Genomic DNA, 17,397 nt, shown 5'->3' on the forward strand with positions numbered 1-17,397 from the left:
CCTCTTATAAAAAATTCTGTACTTCACTGATATTATCAAATTTACTAATTTTTTCTTGTTCTTAGAGATTTTCCTTTTAAAGTTAATCGATGTGCAGAAGCTGTCAATCTGTCAAGTATTGCGTCTGCTAAAGTTGGCTCATCAATAAAGTTATACCAACTCTCTATTGGCAGTTGAGAGGTGATAATTGTGCAGCTCTTACCATATCGATCCTCGAGTATATCCAATAGTGTCAATCTAGCATCAGGGGTCAAAGGTTTGAGTCCAAAATCATCTAGTATTAATACGTGTTGATTAGAGATGAATTTTATCCATTTAAGATAAGTCCCGTCTAATCTTGTCTGTGCTAAGTTTTCAATGAACTTACTCATACTAAAATAAACTGTTCTATAACCTAACATACAAGCTGACCTACCGATAGCACAAGCAAGGAAGCTTTTACCACATCCAGTAGCCCCAGTAATGAGTATGTTTTCAGCTTTTTCTAAAAAAAGAGTATCAGAAAGTCTTAAAATTTGTTCTCTTGTCAGCCCACGTTCCTCATTGCATATGATCTGTTCAGGTAAAGCATTATAACGCAACTTACTTGCCTTTAAAAGCCTCTTGGTTTTAGTTTCTTCCCTATATTCTATTTCAGCCTGTGCCATATTAGCTAATAGTTCATGAATGTTTTGTTGCTCGTGAACCGGTAGTTGACAAGCCACTTGGTAACGATTAGCCATAGCTGTAAGTCGTAGATTTTTCAGTTGTTCTACTGTTTTGTCTGTGTTCATAATATTATATATTTAAAAGATTTTATTTATATGCGTCTGCTCCACGTAGGTTTTCGTGTTCAGGTATTTTCTTAAACTCTATTTCAGGGTCTTCTCTCATATCCATGTTATTATCAAGGATATTTTTTAATACGCTATAATTGAAGCGTGCTCCTTTTAGAGCTCTTGTGCAAGCTTTTTCAATACGTTGTGGATGAGATTTAGCTAAACGTAGGATACCTAAACAGATTTGATAAGTATGATCAACATTAGGTTTGCTATCTAAAACTTTTTGAAAATACAATGCTGTATTTGAACCATATTCAGAAGCTACTTTTAAATAGTGATTCGCATCCCAAGTCTGGCTTTCTAAGAACGCTTGATGATTATTTGGGCGATGGGAAAGCTCTGTAGTAAAGTGGTTCTTTGAATAATTTCTTATATGTGCTGCAATTCGTTCATTGCCAAAATAGATTTCAACATAGTCTGTACAGTAGATGATTCGCACTTGTTTGCCTATATAGCGATATGGAACACTATAGTAATGCCAATCTTCTCCCAGTACTACATGATAATTTTTTTGAACTTTCGCTTGAGTATAGTTTTTAGACACATAAGGAGTTAATGGTAGTGCTTGTAAAGTTTGTTTTTCTTGTGTTTCAAATAATTCTTGACGGCTAAAAGTTTTCTTTTGAAAATTTAGTGCATGATGGGATTTCAGTTTTTCAAGTATACTCTTATTCAACGATTTTAAAGAATAGAACTCTTCATTTCTGAGTTTAGCATAAACCCGTCTGTAGGTGATTTTAACCATATTCTCCACCGAAGCCTTATCTTTTGGTTGATAGGCTCTTGCAGCTAATAAGTTTATGTTGTTGTGATTAGCCCATTGTACGAGTGTTTCATTAAACTCTGGCTCATAGCGATTTCCCTTCTTAACCCACTGTTTCATATTATCAGATATAATGGATTTTGAAGTACCTCCGAAGCTAGCAAGTCCATTATTTAAGGCTTTTATTATCTGTGGTACAGTTGCATCTACAAGAGCTTCTACATAGGCTAATCCACTAAATGGCAGTATCATTACTAGTACAGGACAAGATATTATTTCTCCAGTAGATCTATCTATATAAGTTAGTTTGTCTCCCGCAAAATCTACTTCAATTAATTCCCCTGGCTCATGGTTAATGCTTAATGTAGCTCCTTTTACCTTTGAAAATTCACTCAGAATTTCACAAAAACGAGAGTATTTAAAGCCTTCAGGATTTTCTAGAATATATTCTTGCCATAACAAATATTTAGTAACACCTATTTTTTTTAATTCTATCAAAAAATAAGGATACAGAGATTCTAAATGAACTCTACGCTGATTATCTAAAATGGAGTCTTTTTCTATTAAAACTAAACATTGAGCTAAATCACTATCTTCCATAGCTATTAGCTCTGCTAATGAATATTTAGTTTGCTGTGCTAGATCTAAATAAGATGCTATAGTTCGACGATTTATACCTGTTTGCAGGGCTATATTTCTTTGAGAAATGCCTCTGTCTAAAAATAACAGTACTTGCTTTATTTTGTGCATAGGAAGAGTTTTATTAGCCATATTTAGAAGAATGTTAGGGTTAAAAACATATTCTAAATTAGCTTAATTAATAGTTTATACTCTTCAGTGGTGTACTTTGAATCGGAATAAGTGGTGCACTGTATGTCGGAATGTCAGTTTTTTTACTGCTAAAAAAATTAACTTTACTGATGCGCTTTACCGGAATAAGTGGTATACTTTACCGGAATAAGTGGTATACTTTACCGGAATTAATGGTGCACTTTAATGGAATCGTGGTGCAGTATGGAATGGAATATCCATTAAATGTTGTGATATCGATTTATAATCAAAATCTTTGGTCGAAAATAGGTCTATATCAATACTAATTCGATGACCTATTTGCAAGCTTAATGCTGTTCCTCCTACAAGAATAAAATCTTGTAACTTTTCATCTTTCATAAGCATTTGAAGTAATTCCCAAAGCTCATTAATAACGGTTTGTTTATATAACATAATTAAAAAATTTTCAGAAAAGTATTCCTGAAAACCTCCTATATTATGTATTGGCTTAATGAGGTTCTATTTGTCTTTATAAGTCACAAAAAAAAGCCTAACCATAGGTTAAGCTTTCATATATTTATTAATAATCTATTTACTTCGTTTGAATCAACTTCTCTAAACGATTCATCATTTCATCTTTCTCTTTAAGCATGCGCTCATACAAAGCAATCTTTTCTTCATGAAGTTGAACTAGTTTATCAATAGGATGAAAAATCGGATTATGATTAACTGCATTTAAAATAGAACCATTATCAAACGTATTTGAAATAATATTAATAGCTTGCTCTTCATCAAAATTCTCAATTGCTTCAACAGGTATTTTTAGCACCTTAGAAATCTGTTGTAATAAAGTATTATCAATGACCTCTTTCTGTTCAAGTAAAGATATCTTCTTTTGATTCCAATCCTCTCCTAAATCAAAAGCAAGAACCTCTTGCTTGATTCCAAGCATTTCTCTAAAACGCTTTACATTTCTTCCTTGGTGTATTTTATGTTCCATAATTAATAGCTGAGTTAAGAAGGCTCAAAGATAAAGCCAATGATTTAAAAAGATTGAATTGTAAAGTTATAAAATAATCGGTAAGATATCCCAATATGAGAATATTATAGTTGTTTAATAGGAAATTCATAGCAAAATAGACCTTGAAACTGCCAAAAACAGAGTATCATCTGTTTTGATTGTAGTTTAGTTGTTTAACCAAAAAAATAACTATCATGGAAAGTCAAATTACAAAAGACGATTTAAGATTGTTTGCTCAAACAATCATTGGAGAGTTAAAAGATCTATTAGTCAAGCAAAACAAAGAAACTTCTCTTGATTGGGTAAAGGCTAAAGTAGCAAGACAATTACTAAGTATCTCACCAGCCTCGCTACAAACTCTTAGAATCAATGGTAAATTGCAGTATCGCAAAATACTTGGTTCGTATTACTACAACAGAAAAGAGATAGAGAACCTATTTAATAAGTAGAAGTTAACTTCTACTTATTAAATAGGTTAAAAATTGACTCCCTTAAATTCCTTACTTGCAAATACAACAGTTGAATTGTTAGAAAGTGTAGAGAATTTAATGGTGTTTTTATTATCCATTTAACTGATTAATAAAATTAGTTAGTTGGGTTAATTTATCAGGGTTTAGCTTTTTTAAACTCTCTAGTAAATCTGTGTAATTATCACTTTGTTTATTTGATTTCCCTTCAAGCTTATCTTTTAATATCTGCATTTCAGTCTTAATAGCTTCTTCTTCTGTTAGAGCGTATTCCTCAGTCTGCTTAACAGAGTGATGACCTAACATTTCTTTGACTACATGAATAGGTACACCATTTCCAAGAGTAACGGTACTTCCAAAAGTTCTCCTTGCTTTATGGGTGTTTAACTCACTTATCTTACATAGTGAGGCAATCTCTTTTAAGTACTCATTCATCTTTTGATTAGAACGAACTGGAAGAACAATATCTTTACCAATACAATCAGGATGATCTTTATACTTTTCCATTATCTCTATTGCTTTGGGAAGTAGAGGGATAGTTATATTCGCATCTGTTTTTTGTCTGTTAGTTCTTATCCACAAATTGCCCTCCTCATCTTTTGTAATATCGCTTTTCTTTAACTGATATACATCGATATAAGCAAGGCCAGTATAACATTGAAATACAAATACATCTCTTACCGTACTTACTCTATCATTTTGGAACTCTTTGTTCTCTAAAATAGATAGTTCCTGTTTGCTTAATGGTTTTTTGTTGAGCTTTGTCTTTTTAGGTTTGTATTGTACAAAAGGATTAGAAGAGATTATTCCCTTCGCAACAGCCCGTAAAACAATCTTCTTGAAGTTTGATATATACTTTATAGCAGTATTGTTAGAACACGCTCTAACAGTCTTTAAATAGTGCTCATAGCCAATTACAAACTCATAATTGAGTTCTCTAAACTCTATATCTTCTTTATCATATACATAACGGATATATTCTCCAACATGCGATCTAGCTGTTACATATCTTTCATGTGTTCCAATTGCATACTCTTTAGGTACTAGTTTAAAAACTTCATCATTGTGCTTTTGAAATTCTTCTAAAACTTTAATCCTACTAGTCCCTTTACCTTGTATATGATCCATAAGAATTGAAGCAGTAATAGGTAGTTCATTGCTTAAGAGCTCTAATTTGTACTTAGTAATTTTAGATACAATAGTATCTAACAGGTAGTTTAAGGTTTTAGCGTCTTCTTTAGTGCCATTAGCATGACCTGCTTTTTGGTTCCATCTTTTGATATCCCATCTATGACTAAGTGAAGTCTCTTTGCGAATACCATCTACTGTGATTCGAAGGTAAACACCTCTTAAATCACTTTTCTTCCTACTTGGTTTGAGAAAGAAATTAATTGACAACTGTTTTTCTAACATAATTCAACTGTTTTTAAATATTAATAAATGTCGAATTAAAACGTTCCAAAAACACAGTTTAAAACTCTCTGGCACCTTTTGGCGTAAGGGTTCGTTAAGTTCAAAGGTGCGCATCACTAAAATTTTTTCTTGTGCACCGAATCTGTAACTTTTTTGGGTGCACTTTTAAAAATAATGCGATACCCCTAAAAAAGAAAAAACCTATAACTCATTGTGAATCATAGGTTTTGTGCTTTTTTAATAACTTTTGAAAAGTTACTATTTATAATTTCGCGGAGAAAGAGGGATTCGAACCCCCGGACCTGTTACAGTCAACGGTTTTCAAGACCGCCGCATTCGACCACTCTGCCATTTCTCCAGAGGTCTACATTACTTCCGTATTGCGAGTGCAAATATACTGCAAAGTCTGATGTTTGCAAGCGTTTTGAATGAAAAAAATAAGTTTTTTGAAGTGTGTTTTTGTAACTAATTTATTTTGAGTTGTAATGAATGAAAAAAAGTGTATATTATTTGAGATAGATATAAATCTTGATGGTCAATTTTTAAATAAGAGGGGGAAGATGTGTGTCAGGATAGGTGTTAGTAGGATTGATGTCAATCTAAATAGATGTTTTAAATAGGGGGAGGAGAGGCTTTAGTTTGTTATATAGAAAGCTAAGAAGAGGGATTGTTTTTGCTTAAAGGTATTAAGAGTAGCGCCGAAATAATGAGATTGATAAAGTATTCTTTTTTTAATGAGGTAAGTATTAGATGCACTTTATTATTTTACTGTTAAAAAAAATGAGTTAAGCAGTGCTAAATGTTGCGATTCTATGGTAAAACCTGTATATTTGCATTTTATTTTTTAAAATTATTATGATAAAAATTACATTACCAGACGGTTCAGTGAAAGAGTTTGCTTCGGGCGTAACTCCTTTCGATGTTGCAAAAAGTATAAGCGAAGGTTTAGCTAGAAATATTATTTCTGCAAACTTCAATGGTACCACCATCGAAACCACGACACCTATGACCACGGATGGTAGTCTAGTTTTATATTCATGGAATGATGATGAAGGGAAAAAAGCTTTTTGGCACTCTACTTCACACGTAATGGCGCAAGCTTTACAAGATCTATACCCTGGAATCAAGTTAACAATAGGTCCAGCTATCGCTAATGGATTCTATTATGACGTAGATTTCATGGATTATAAAGTAACAGATGCTGACTTTAAGAAAATAGAGGATAAGGTTTTAGAGATAGCGCGTGGGAAGCATGATTTTACTATGCGTTCTGCTACTAAGGCTGAAGCTTTAGAGTTTTATAAAAAAGAAGAAAACCCTTATAAAGTTGAGTTAATAGAGAACCTAGCTGATGGTACGATTACTTTCTGTGATCATGACACTTTTACAGACTTATGTCGTGGAGGTCATATTCCTAATACAGGAATTATTAAGGCATTTAAGGTATTATCTATTGCTGGTGCATACTGGAGAGGAGATGAGAAGAATAAACAGTTAACTCGTGTTTATGGTATTTCATTCCCTAAACAAAAGGATTTAACTGAGTATTTAGCTTTATTAGAAGAAGCTAAAAAACGTGATCACCGTAAATTAGGTAAAGAATTAGAATTGTTTACATTCTCTCAAAAAGTAGGACAAGGGTTGCCATTATGGTTGCCAAAAGGTGCTGCGTTAAGAGATAGATTAGAGCAGTTCTTGCGTAAAGCACAGAAGAAAGCTGGATATGAGCAAGTAGTTACTCCTCATATTGGACAAAAAGAATTATATGTTACTTCTGGGCACTATGCAAAATATGGAGCAGATAGTTTCCAACCAATTCATACTCCAGTAGAGGGAGAAGAGTTCTTATTAAAACCAATGAACTGTCCTCACCACTGTGAGATTTATAATGCAAAACCATGGTCTTATAAAGATTTACCTAAGCGTTTTGCTGAGTTTGGAACAGTGTATCGTTATGAGCAATCAGGAGAATTACACGGATTGACTCGTGTAAGAGGGTTTACTCAAGATGATGCACATATTTTCTGTACACCAGAACAATTAGATGAAGAGTTTAAAAAAGTAATTGATTTAGTGTTATATGTATTCGGATCGTTAGGATTTGAGAACTTTACAGCACAAGTATCAGTACGTGATTTAAGTAACCCTGATAAGTATATCGGTAGTGTAGAGAATTGGGAAAAAGCTGAGAATGCTATTATCAATGCTGCTAAAGATAAAGGACTTAATTATGTGATCGAGAGTGGAGAAGCTGCTTTCTATGGTCCTAAATTAGACTTTATGGTAAAAGATGCATTAGGTAGAAGCTGGCAGTTAGGAACCATTCAGGTAGACTATAACTTACCAGAGCGATTTGAGTTAAGTTATAAAGGATCAGATAATGAGTTGCATCGTCCAGTGATGATCCACAGAGCACCATTTGGTTCTATGGAGCGTTTTATAGCGATACTTTTAGAGCATACAGGAGGTAATTTTCCACTATGGTTAATGCCAGAGCAGGCTATAATCCTGTCTTTGAGTGAGAAATATGAAAAATATGCCGAAAAAGTTTTAAATTTGCTAGAAAATAGCGAAATTCGCGCGCTGGTAGATAACCGTAATGAGACTATCGGTAAAAAGATTAGAGAAGCTGAAGTACAAAAATTCCCTTACATGTTAATTGTAGGAGAAGATGAAGAGAAAAACGGTACGATTTCTGTAAGAAGACACGGTGATTCTGGTAAATCTAATCAGACAATGAAGATAGAAGATTTTATCGCTCAAGTACAAGAAGAGGTAAATAGTTCTATTAAACAATTTGGAGAGTAAAAATAGTATAACGCTTGGTGAACAAGCACAAAAAATTTTATAGCCATAGCAATAAGACAAAACAGAGGAAGAAATCCTCGCGAAGAAAAGAAAGATGCGCATAGAATTAATAATGCCATCCGCGTTCCTGAAGTTCGTCTTGTAGGAGACAACGTCGAAACAGGTGTATATAAACTTGCTGACGCAATGCGTTTAGCAGAGGAGTTAGAATTGGATTTAGTTGAGATTTCACCAAATGCTGAACCTCCTGTTTGTAAAATTACTGATTACAACAAATTCCTTTACGAACAGAAGAAGCGTGAAAAAATGCTAAAGGCTAAATCGACTCAAATCACTGTAAAAGAGATTCGTTTCGGTCCTCAAACAGATGAGCACGATTATGAGTTCAAAAAGAAGAATGCAATGAAATTCTTGAAAGAGGGTTCTAAGCTTAAAGCGTTTGTATTCTTTAAAGGACGTTCGATTATTTATAAAGATCAAGGACAAATCTTATTATTAAGATTAGCTCAAGATCTTGAGGAATTCGGGAAAGTGGAAACTATGCCAGTTTTAGAGGGTAAACGTATGACTATGTTTATTGCACCTAAAAAGAAAAAATAGTATTTAAGTATATTAAGATAGTTAAGTAAGATAATCATTAATACCTAGGAAATAATGCCTAAAATGAAAACTAAATCTAGTGCTAAGAAACGTTTCAAGTTGACTGGTTCTGGAAAAATCAAAAGAAAACACGCTTTCAAAAGTCACATTTTGACTAAAAAATCTAAAAAGCGTAAATTAGCTTTAACACACTCTGGATTAGTGTCTAAAGCAGATACAAACAGTATCAAAGATCAATTAAGATTAATCTAATCTTAATTCCGGTTAAAATAATTTAATAACCCTGGAGTGGAGCAAATGAAAGTTTAGAAGTGTTTGAAACATAACCGCCCACTACAAAAAACACATTTTTAAGAAATGGCAAGATCAGTAAACTCAGTAGCTTCAAGAGCAAGAAGAAAAAGAATTTTGAAGCAAGCCAAAGGATTCTTTGGAAGACGTAAAAACGTTTGGACAGTAGCTAAAAACGCGGTAGAAAAAGCAATGGTATATGCTTACCGTGATAGAAAACAAAAGAAAAGAAACTTCCGTTCATTATGGATCATGCGTATCAACGCTGGTGCTAGATTACACGGAATGAGCTATTCTCAATTCATGGGTAAATTAAAAGCTAACAATATCGAATTGAACCGTAAAGTTCTTGCAGATTTAGCTATGAATCACCCAGAAGCTTTCGCAGCTATCGTTAATAAAGTAAAATAATAAACGTTTGTCAAATCTGATTTATCTTACTTAATATATTTAAAAGCCTTACTGTATGCAGTGAGGCTTTTTTATTTTAATCGGTTATATTTGCTAGAACCTAAAAAGAGATAGATGGAATTACAGAATGTGGAATTTAAAGCACGTGTAGCTGACTTAGATAGTATAGAAGATAAATTAAAAGGATTAGAGCTCATTCTAGATGGGGTATATAAGCAAGTGGATACTTATTATAACGTCCCTATTGGAAGAGTGAAGCTTCGTGAGTATGATGAGTATAGTTCTTTGATTTATTATAATCGTGTAAATGGGGAGGAAGCGAAGAGTTCGGATGTTATTTATTATAAACATGAGAAAGATGTTGCGTTAGGTGCGATATTAGAATTGCAGTTTGGTATAAAAGTAAAGGTATCTAAAGTGCGTAAGGTCTTAAAGTATAAGAACGTTAGTATTCACTTGGATCAAGTGGATGGATTGGGGTGTTTTGTGGAAGTAGAAGCTTGTAATATCGGAGTAGAAGAGGGTGTTGATTTAAAGCAACAATGTGATTATTTTTTTAATCTAATGGAGTTGACTAAAGAAGATTTAGTTGCGGTATCGTATAGTGATCTTATTCTTCAGTTAAATAAAAAATAGTAGTGACTTGTCTTTTACTCTTGATTTAAATGGAGTAGATTGAGTTAGGATAAAACAAAAAAGACTATCAACACTGATAGTCTTTTTGTATATTAATTTTGTGATGTTCTGTGTACTACTTCGAATAGGGTACCATCGTCACATTTTAATGTTTTAGCAGGGAATTTTAATAACAATGCATAATCATGTGTTACCATGATTATGGTTCTACCATTCTTATTAATTTTAAGTAGGAGTTCCATTACTTCAGCACTAGTCTGAGGGTCTAAGTTACCTGTTGGTTCATCAGCTAGGATTAGATCAGGATCATTTAGCAATGCTCTAGCTATAGCGATACGTTGTTGTTCCCCTCCTGATAGTTGGTGAGGCATTTTTTCGATATGTGCTAACATATTTACATTGTCTAATACTTCGTGTATTTTTCTATCCATCGCTTCTTTTTCTGACCAACCAGTTGCTTTTAAGGCAAAGTATAAGTTTCCATAGACTGTTCTGTCAGGAAGTAGTTTAAAGTCTTGGAATACGATTCCTAGTGATCTTCTTAGGTATGGAATATCTTTTTCTTTTAAGGTCTTCAAGTCATAGTCTACGATAGAGCCTTCGCCTACTTCTAAAGGAAGGTCTGCATACAGCGTTTTCATAAAGCTACTTTTACCTGCACCTGTCTTTCCGATTATATATAAAAATTCTCCCTTATTTACTTCTAAGTTAACATTAGAAAGTACTTTATGCTTGTTCTGGTAGATATCAACTCCTTGTAGGGATAAAACTGTTTTAGACATAATAATCGTGTATTTTGTGGTAAAAATACTAAGATAAACAATAATAAAGTATAGTTGAGCTGAAAATATCTATATCGGATGTCGTTTTTAAGAAAAAAATAGATTGAGGTCTTATTGTGGAGTGTAAATAATGTAAAATAAACTGATGTAGTAAGTAGTTAAATCAAAAGGAGAGATCCGCTGTAGATCTCTCCTTTTGTTCTAACTAACCAATTTAATCTATATTTTGTTTACATATTTTTCTTTTTGATTACATGACAAAATTGCTCTAATTTTTTGAATATAAGATTAAGTAAAAGTTACCAAAAAGCTAAGTGATTGGTTCTTGTTTATTGTTGAAGTGATGTCTTTTGGCGAGATTTGTAGTTGTTAAATAATTTATTTTTATCTGTTTTGTTTCTTTTATAGAGATTGTATTTAGTAATTTTGTGATAAATATTTAAACAAAATGAATTTAATTAAGCAGGTAGCAATCGTGATAGGTTGTCTAGCCTTTGGAGAGTTAGTGGTGTATCTCACAGGATTAAAATTACCATCAAGTATCATCGGTCTAATCACATTATGGACAATGTTAAAATTGAGGTGGGTAAAAGTAGAATCAATCGGTGGTATTACTAACTTCTTAATTAAAAACATGGGGATATTCTTTGTTCCACCTTGTGTGGCTATGTTGAATTATTTCGGAATTCTTAGTCAGTCGATTGTATCTATTGTTGTGGCTACACTGGTAAGTACAGTGATAGTGATTTTTGTAACTGGATTTACTCATCAATTATTAAGAAAAAAGAAATGAATTTTTTAGCCAATCCAACATTTTTATTATTCCTAACTTTAGCTTTATATGCTTTAGGAATAGCTTTGAGTGAAAAGAAAAAATGGATTATATTTAATCCTATTATCTTGTCTATGGTTGTCTTGATGGGGTATTTATATCTTTTAAAGATTCCTTATCAAAATTATGAAGAGGCAGGTAAGTATATTGATTTCTTTTTAAAGCCATCTATTGTAGCCTTAGCAGTTCCTTTATATGTACAGTGGGAAAAAATTAAAAAACAGTTGTTTCCTATTTTAATTAGTCAATTAATAGGATGTGTTGTGGGGGTAGTGTCAGTAGTGATACTAGCTAAGATGACAGGCGCAGATCAAGAGATTATTTTATCACTAGCTCCTAAGTCAGTTAGTACACCTATAGCCTTAGAGATATCTAAGTCAGTTAATGGTATTCCGTCTGTAACTGCCGCTGCTGTTATGATAGCGGGGATATTTGGTAGTATGGTGGGATTTAAGGTGCTTAACCTTACTCGAATAAGTAATCCAATGTCACAAGGTATTGCTATGGGGACTTCTTCTCATGCAATGGGTACGATGAAGGCAATGGAGGTGAGTAATAAGTATGGAGCCTTCGCTAGTGTGGGGATGATTTTTAATGGAATTTTTACTGCTGTATTAGCTCCTATTATCTTAGGATTGTTATCCTCTTATTTGTAATAAAGACTTTTTATATGATCCCAATTCTTTTGAATTGGGATTTTTTGTATTAAGGAGTGTTTCTTTATTATGTTTTTTGCTATTTTCTTGTGAAATGCGATTTATTAAATCTCAAAAAGATATAATTTATCATGTTTTTTTATTACTATGGAAGAGGTGTAATTTCAATTTAAATATATTTTTGATAACAATTAGGGCAATATATTGCTGAAAAATAAGTTTAAAAGAGTATAAAATGATATATTTGACGTTATATAAATCTGAATGGAAATGCACAAAAATAATAGGTTAACTTTATTAACTCTTGCACTGGGGAGTATAACTGCAAGTGCTCAACAATCAGCTGCTTATGTAGAGAGATTAGCTGATTATAATCATGCTGTAGCATTGTATAATGAAGAACAATATTTAGCTGCGCAATTGTTATTCACGAAAGTAAAACAAGCTCATGTAGGCGAAAATACGGAGGTAGAGGCTGATTGTGCTTATTATATCGCGTATTGTGCTATTAAGTTAAATCAAGAAGGAGCTGAAGATAAGATAGATGAATTTGTGAAGAAGTACCCTACTAGTTCTAAGCAAAATCAGGCTTATGTAGAGGTTACAGATTATTATTTCAGCAAAGGAGATTTTCCTAAAGCCCTGCAGTACGCTGTAAAAGTGAAAGAAAACGCAATTACTAATGAGAAGAAGTTAGATCGTTTTAACTTTCAGAAGGGATATAGTTACTTCTATACAAAGAATAAAAAAGAAGCAGAACGCTATTTAAAGAAAGTAAATACTCGTGGAGAATGGGGGGAGCAAGCAACATATTATCTAGGATATATTGCTTATGACTCAGATAATTTTGACGATGCAAAAAAATTGTTTGACAAAGTAGAAACTAAGTCTTCTTACCAAGAGAAGATGGGGTACTATCAAGCAGACATGAGCTTTAAGACAGGAAACTTTCAAACGGCTATAGAACAAGGAACTTCTCAAATGACAAAAGCGACTCCTGAAGAGAAATCAGAGTTGTCTAAAATAGTTGGGGAGAGTTATTTTAACTTAAAGCAATATGATAAAGCACTACCTCATTTATTAGCTTATCAAGGTAAAGGAGGGAAGTGGAGTAATACTGACTTCTATCAATTAGGGTACACTTATTATAAATCAAAAGATTATCCTAAGGCTATTGAGCAGTTTAATAAAATTATCAGTGGAGATAATGGTATTGCACAGAATGCTTATTACCACTTAGGGGAAAGTTATCTTCAAACACATAAAAAGACGCAGGCATTAAATGCATTTAAGAATGCTTCTGAAATGCGTTTTGACGCAGGTATTCAAGAGGATGCTTTCTTAAACTATGCGAAACTTAGTTATGATATTGGGAATGCTTATGAGAGTACACCTGCTGTATTAAATGCTTATATTAGTAAATATCCTAATTCGTCTTATCGCGGAGAGATAGAAGGTCTTTTAATCGACTCATATGTTTCTTCTAAAAACTATAAAGAGGCTTTAGTTCTATTAGAGAAGAATCGTTCTGTAGGAAATAAAGAGGTGTATCAACAAGTGACATTCTTGCGTGGTCAAGAATTGTTCAATGAAGGGAATTATAAGGAAGCATTAAGTCTTTTTGATAAATCTTTAGCAGAGAAGCAAAATTTAAAGTATACTGCAAAGGCTCAATATTGGAAGGGTGAGACATTGTTTTATTTAAATGACTTCAATGAGTCTATCACTCAGTTCAAAGCATTTGATCAAAATACAGCGTCTAAGGGATTGTCTGAACGTAATAATTTGTATTATAATTTAGCGTATTCATACTTCAAATTGAAAGACTATGCTACAGCAGCGGATTATTTTAAAAAATACACAGATGAAAATCCTAAAGATGAGGCGCGTCGTCTAGATGCCTATCTAAGACAAGGAGATTGTAATTTTGTTACTGGGAAGTATTGGCCTGCGATGGAGGCTTATAATAAAGTTATAGAGGCAAATAAAGCTGATGTAGAATATGCACGTTTTCAAAAGGCAATTAGCTATGGATTCGTAGATCGTAATCCTCGTAAAATAGAAGACTTAGCGAAGTTTGTGAAAGATTACCCAACTTCTAATTTGGCTGATGATGCTCAATATGAGATAGGGGTGACTTATGACGTTATGAATCAAAGTCAAAAGGCGTTAAGTGCTTTTGATAAGATGTTGAAAGATTATCCTACATCAAGTTATAAAGCAAGAGCTATCTTGAGACAAGGTTTGATTAACTATAACGACAATAAACCTGATCAAGCGTTAGCTAAATTTAAACAAGTGGTAAAAGAGTCTCCGGAATCTTCTGAGGCTATCGAAGCGGTTCAAAATGCACGACTAATCTATGTGGATAATGGAAAGGTAGATGAATATGCTGCATGGGTTAAAGGTCTTTCTTTTATTCAAGTAACCGATGCTGAACTAGATAAAGATACTTATGAGTCGGCTGAAAAACAGTATATTCAAAATAATACACAATCGGCTATAGATGGATATGAGAAATACCTAAAAAGTTTCCCAACGGGACAAAAGGCGTTACAAGCTCATTTCTATTTAGGGCAAATGTATTTTGCAGAGAATAATCTAGATAAGGCTACTGCTCATTATGAAGTTGTAATTTCTAAGGATAAGAATGAGTTCTCAGAGATTTCTCTTGCTCGTTTGGCTGAGATTTATTTGAAAAATAAAAATACTGCTAAGGCTATAACTACTTTAAAACGTTTAGATGCAGAGGCAGCACAAGAACAGAATGTAGTGTTCGCTAAGTCTAATCTAATGAAGTTGAGCTATGAGCAAAATAGCTATAGTGAAGCTCTTCAATATGCTGAAGCTGTATTAAAAATGGCTAAAACAGATAATAAAGTAAAAGGTGATGCACAAATAGTTATTGCTAGAACGGCTATAGCTACTAATGATGAAGCTAAAGCAAAGAAAGGTTATCAAGAGGTATTGAAGATAGCAAAAGGAGAGTTAGCTGCAGAGGCGATGTATTATGATGCTTACTTTAAGAATAAAGAGGCTAAGTATGAAGCGTCTAATGAGAGTGTACAGAAATTAGCAAAAGACTATTCAGGTTATAAGTATTATGGTGCTAAAGGATTAGTATTAATGGCAAAGAACTTCTATCAATTAAAAGATAGTTATCAAGCTACTTATATTTTAGAAAGCGTTACTAAGAACTTTACTGACTACCCAGATGTGGTGAAAGAAGCTAAAGAGGAACTTCAAAAAATAACAGCGCAAGAGGCTAAACGAAACTCTTCGATTGCTCAATAATTTTAATATAGAAGATATTATAATGAACAATAAGAATATATATACGATATTATCTGTTTTAACTCTAGGGGGAATAGCAGGTTATGCTCAAGATAAAAATACGGAAGCAAGTAAATTAGGTACAGAGGTTGTTAATGTAGTAAGGGCTTATGATGCAACAATTTCGGATGCTTTTAAAGTTCGTACTACAGCTAATAATGACGATGAAACTACAGGTAACAAGAAAGATGTAATTTATACTATTAGTTCTTTTCCTGTAGCATCTACTTTTGTACCTGAGAAAGGAAAAGCAGCAGAGGTAGAAAGAACAAGTAGGTTAAAAAGCTTTAATAATTATGCTCTTTTTTCTGCAGGTAATTATACTAATCTGAATGGAGAGGTGTTCTTAAGTCAACACTTAAATAAGAATAGTTTTTTAGCAGGATATGCTAGTCACTTTTCTTCTCAAGGAGGGATTAAGAATTTACTTCTAGATGATAGTTTCTCTAATACAAAAGGAGGTTTGGTTTATGGTGGACAATTAAAGAATTTTGGTTGGACAGTAGAAGCAGGTGCTAGATACCAATTGAGTAATTATTATGGATTACCAACGAAACAAATCGACTTCAATCAAGGTGATATTTCTGGAATAGACGAATCTCAACACTATAAAAATGTTTTTGTAAATGGAGCTTTAGAGTTTAGAAATAGCCCTTTTACAGGATTGGATTTTAGATATGATTATTTTTGGGATGATTTTGGAACGGTAGAAAATCGTTTTAAGATTAGACCAAATGTAAAAACAGCTTTGGACTTTGGAGAATTGAATGTAGGGGTTGTTGTTGATTATGTAGGAACATCATATAAAAACTCATTTGTAGGGGAAACAACGAAGTATAATCATTTAAACCTTGGAGCTCAACCTAGTCTTACATTTAGAGATGACAACTATTCTGTACAAGTAGGAGTTGGTGTTTTCTTTAATAATGGAGAATTAGCTGGTAAATCAGAGAATAACTTTTATATCTATCCACAAGTTAAAGCATCTTATGATTTAGTTCCTGGATTATTAGTGACTTATGCAGGAATAGAGGGAGGATTGCAACAAAACTCTTTTCAACAGTTTTCAGAAGAAAACCCTTTCATTTCCCCAGATATTCTAATTACGCCTACTGATAAGAAGTATGATATTTATCTTGGATTAAAAGGAAAATTAGATAATAATATCTCTTATAACATCAAGGGGTCTTACAAAAGAGAGAAAGACAAAGCGATGTTTTTGCACAATGAATATACTTTGAATAGAAGTAGAATACCATATATGTTTGGAAACTCATTTGGAGTGCAATATGGAGATGTTAAAACATTGAATTTATTTGGTGAATTGCGTTTTGACTTCGAAGAGAATGTTTCTATAGGAGTTCATGGAGAGTATAATAACTATAATACAAATTCTTTAGAAGCTTGGAATTTACCAAAAGTAAAAGCAGGAGCTGATTTTAAATTTGATTTTACAGAACAATGGTTTGCAGGTGTAGATGTGTTTTATGTAGGTAAGCGTAAAGATGTTTTTGTAATTGATTCTACTGGGCTTATAGGAGACTATAATACTTGGGAAGATCCATCAGTTGTAGAATTGAAAGATTATGTTGATTTAAATATGAAAGTAGGGTATAGGCCAACTAAAAATTGGACTCTATTCTTAAAAGCCAATAACTTATTTAATCAGAAATATAATCAATGGGATAACTTTAAGGTGCAAGGTGTACAGATTATGGGAGGAGCAATGTATAAATTCGATTTTTGAGATTTTGTAATCAGAAAAAAAGCTAAAAACTGATAATTTATGACT

The 17,397-nt window shown here is 32.9% G+C and carries 16 protein-coding genes and 1 tRNA gene; 10 read left to right on the forward strand and 7 right to left on the reverse strand.

Translation table 11 applies throughout. The annotated features are described in order from the left end of the window. Nucleotides 1–44: 44 nt before the first annotated feature. The 4 genes from istB to E0Z07_RS11375 all read right to left on the reverse strand — a co-directional run bounded on the left by istB (nucleotide 45) and on the right by E0Z07_RS11375 (nucleotide 3,355). Entirely contained in the window at nucleotides 45–773 is a 729-nt protein-coding gene (gene istB, locus E0Z07_RS11355) for an IS21-like element helper ATPase IstB (protein WP_006260682.1), read from the reverse strand. Between the two features lie 22 nt (nucleotides 774–795). Next, a complete protein-coding gene (istA, locus tag E0Z07_RS11360) occupies nucleotides 796–2,355 on the reverse strand; it encodes an IS21 family transposase (protein ID WP_233445958.1) in 1,560 nt (519 codons plus the stop codon). Between the two features lie 222 nt (nucleotides 2,356–2,577). Then, nucleotides 2,578–2,808 (reverse strand): nucleotidyl transferase AbiEii/AbiGii toxin family protein, encoded by a 231-nt coding sequence (locus E0Z07_RS11370; protein WP_233445959.1) that lies wholly within the window; start codon nucleotides 2,806–2,808, stop codon nucleotides 2,578–2,580. Nucleotides 2,809–2,947: 139 nt separating this feature from the next. Then, entirely contained in the window at nucleotides 2,948–3,355 is a 408-nt protein-coding gene (locus E0Z07_RS11375; RefSeq protein WP_131540762.1) for a helix-turn-helix domain-containing protein, read from the reverse strand. A 215-nt stretch (nucleotides 3,356–3,570) separates the two neighbouring features. Between E0Z07_RS11375 and E0Z07_RS11380 the strand changes: the two genes are divergently transcribed. Then, nucleotides 3,571–3,825, forward strand: coding sequence for a DNA-binding protein (locus E0Z07_RS11380; protein WP_131540763.1), 255 nt, complete (start codon nucleotides 3,571–3,573; stop codon nucleotides 3,823–3,825). 111 nt (nucleotides 3,826–3,936) lie between these two features. Here the strand turns inward: E0Z07_RS11380 and E0Z07_RS11385 are convergent, their stop codons facing one another. Together E0Z07_RS11385 and E0Z07_RS11390 are read right to left on the reverse strand one after the other, a co-directional pair. Beyond that, on the reverse strand, nucleotides 3,937–5,256 hold the full coding sequence (locus E0Z07_RS11385) for a site-specific integrase (protein WP_131540764.1): 1,320 nt from the start codon (nucleotides 5,254–5,256) through the stop codon (nucleotides 3,937–3,939). A gap of 273 nt (nucleotides 5,257–5,529) precedes the next feature. After that, a tRNA-Ser gene (locus E0Z07_RS11390) sits at nucleotides 5,530–5,614 on the reverse strand. 497 nt (nucleotides 5,615–6,111) lie between these two features. Between E0Z07_RS11390 and thrS the strand changes: the two genes are divergently transcribed. From thrS to E0Z07_RS11415, 5 genes are all read left to right on the forward strand, one after another. Beyond that, nucleotides 6,112–8,064 carry a threonine--tRNA ligase gene (thrS, locus tag E0Z07_RS11395; RefSeq protein ID WP_025125185.1) on the forward strand — a complete coding sequence of 651 codons (1,953 nt, stop codon included), beginning with the start codon at nucleotides 6,112–6,114 and terminating at the stop codon, nucleotides 8,062–8,064. A gap of 105 nt (nucleotides 8,065–8,169) precedes the next feature. Next, nucleotides 8,170–8,664, forward strand: a complete 495-nt coding sequence (gene infC / locus E0Z07_RS11400; protein WP_217645600.1) for a translation initiation factor IF-3 — start codon at nucleotides 8,170–8,172, stop codon at nucleotides 8,662–8,664. Nucleotides 8,665–8,718: 54 nt separating this feature from the next. Continuing rightward, on the forward strand, nucleotides 8,719–8,916 hold the full coding sequence (gene rpmI, locus E0Z07_RS11405) for a 50S ribosomal protein L35 (protein ID WP_016361612.1): 198 nt from the start codon (nucleotides 8,719–8,721) through the stop codon (nucleotides 8,914–8,916). Nucleotides 8,917–9,021: 105 nt separating this feature from the next. After that, nucleotides 9,022–9,366 carry a 50S ribosomal protein L20 gene (gene rplT, locus E0Z07_RS11410; RefSeq protein ID WP_006259287.1) on the forward strand — a complete coding sequence of 115 codons (345 nt, stop codon included), beginning with the start codon at nucleotides 9,022–9,024 and terminating at the stop codon, nucleotides 9,364–9,366. A gap of 114 nt (nucleotides 9,367–9,480) precedes the next feature. Beyond that, nucleotides 9,481–10,002 carry a class IV adenylate cyclase gene (locus tag E0Z07_RS11415; RefSeq protein ID WP_131540765.1) on the forward strand — a complete coding sequence of 174 codons (522 nt, stop codon included), beginning with the start codon at nucleotides 9,481–9,483 and terminating at the stop codon, nucleotides 10,000–10,002. A 92-nt stretch (nucleotides 10,003–10,094) separates the two neighbouring features. Here the strand turns inward: E0Z07_RS11415 and E0Z07_RS11420 are convergent, their stop codons facing one another. Beyond that, nucleotides 10,095–10,784: a cell division ATP-binding protein FtsE gene (locus E0Z07_RS11420; protein ID WP_006263274.1), complete on the reverse strand. Its 690-nt coding sequence runs from the start codon at nucleotides 10,782–10,784 to the stop codon at nucleotides 10,095–10,097. Nucleotides 10,785–11,232: 448 nt separating this feature from the next. Between E0Z07_RS11420 and E0Z07_RS11425 the strand changes: the two genes are divergently transcribed. The 4 genes from E0Z07_RS11425 to E0Z07_RS11440 all read left to right on the forward strand — a co-directional run bounded on the left by E0Z07_RS11425 (nucleotide 11,233) and on the right by E0Z07_RS11440 (nucleotide 17,352). Further along, entirely contained in the window at nucleotides 11,233–11,577 is a 345-nt protein-coding gene (locus tag E0Z07_RS11425; RefSeq protein ID WP_006259284.1) for a CidA/LrgA family protein, read from the forward strand. After that, entirely contained in the window at nucleotides 11,574–12,272 is a 699-nt protein-coding gene (locus E0Z07_RS11430) for an LrgB family protein (protein ID WP_006259283.1), read from the forward strand. The genes E0Z07_RS11425 and E0Z07_RS11430 overlap by 4 nt, the downstream gene beginning before the upstream one ends. Before the next feature lie 270 nt (nucleotides 12,273–12,542). Continuing rightward, the gene (locus E0Z07_RS11435) at nucleotides 12,543–15,566 is read left to right on the forward strand and encodes a tetratricopeptide repeat protein (protein ID WP_131540766.1); all 3,024 of its coding nucleotides are present in this window, start codon (nucleotides 12,543–12,545) and stop codon (nucleotides 15,564–15,566) included. A gap of 22 nt (nucleotides 15,567–15,588) precedes the next feature. Further along, nucleotides 15,589–17,352, forward strand: coding sequence for a TonB-dependent receptor (locus E0Z07_RS11440; protein WP_006259281.1), 1,764 nt, complete (start codon nucleotides 15,589–15,591; stop codon nucleotides 17,350–17,352). Nucleotides 17,353–17,397 lie beyond the last annotated feature (45 nt).

Source organism: Myroides odoratimimus (assembly GCF_004337635.1).
Taxonomy (GTDB): domain Bacteria; phylum Bacteroidota; class Bacteroidia; order Flavobacteriales; family Flavobacteriaceae; genus Flavobacterium; species Flavobacterium odoratimimum.

Bases quoted from the DNA above. Each gene is read 5' to 3' on its own strand.
- E0Z07_RS11440 (WP_006259281.1), top strand. From the start codon at position 15,589: ATGAACAATAAGAATATATATACGATATTATCTGTTTTAACTCTAGGG.
- istB (WP_006260682.1), bottom strand. From the start codon at position 773: ATGAACACAGACAAAACAGTAGAACAACTGAAAAATCTACGACTTACA.
- istA (WP_233445958.1), bottom strand. From the start codon at position 2,355: ATGGCTAATAAAACTCTTCCTATGCACAAAATAAAGCAAGTACTGTTA.
- rplT (WP_006259287.1), top strand. From the start codon at position 9,022: ATGGCAAGATCAGTAAACTCAGTAGCTTCAAGAGCAAGAAGAAAAAGA.
- E0Z07_RS11380 (WP_131540763.1), top strand. From the start codon at position 3,571: ATGGAAAGTCAAATTACAAAAGACGATTTAAGATTGTTTGCTCAAACA.
- E0Z07_RS11420 (WP_006263274.1), bottom strand. From the start codon at position 10,784: ATGTCTAAAACAGTTTTATCCCTACAAGGAGTTGATATCTACCAGAAC.
- E0Z07_RS11375 (WP_131540762.1), bottom strand. From the start codon at position 3,355: ATGGAACATAAAATACACCAAGGAAGAAATGTAAAGCGTTTTAGAGAA.
- E0Z07_RS11430 (WP_006259283.1), top strand. From the start codon at position 11,574: ATGAATTTTTTAGCCAATCCAACATTTTTATTATTCCTAACTTTAGCT.
- E0Z07_RS11415 (WP_131540765.1), top strand. From the start codon at position 9,481: ATGGAATTACAGAATGTGGAATTTAAAGCACGTGTAGCTGACTTAGAT.
- thrS (WP_025125185.1), top strand. From the start codon at position 6,112: ATGATAAAAATTACATTACCAGACGGTTCAGTGAAAGAGTTTGCTTCG.
- E0Z07_RS11425 (WP_006259284.1), top strand. From the start codon at position 11,233: ATGAATTTAATTAAGCAGGTAGCAATCGTGATAGGTTGTCTAGCCTTT.
- E0Z07_RS11435 (WP_131540766.1), top strand. From the start codon at position 12,543: ATGCACAAAAATAATAGGTTAACTTTATTAACTCTTGCACTGGGGAGT.
- rpmI (WP_016361612.1), top strand. From the start codon at position 8,719: ATGCCTAAAATGAAAACTAAATCTAGTGCTAAGAAACGTTTCAAGTTG.
- E0Z07_RS11385 (WP_131540764.1), bottom strand. From the start codon at position 5,256: ATGTTAGAAAAACAGTTGTCAATTAATTTCTTTCTCAAACCAAGTAGG.
- E0Z07_RS11370 (WP_233445959.1), bottom strand. From the start codon at position 2,808: ATGTTATATAAACAAACCGTTATTAATGAGCTTTGGGAATTACTTCAA.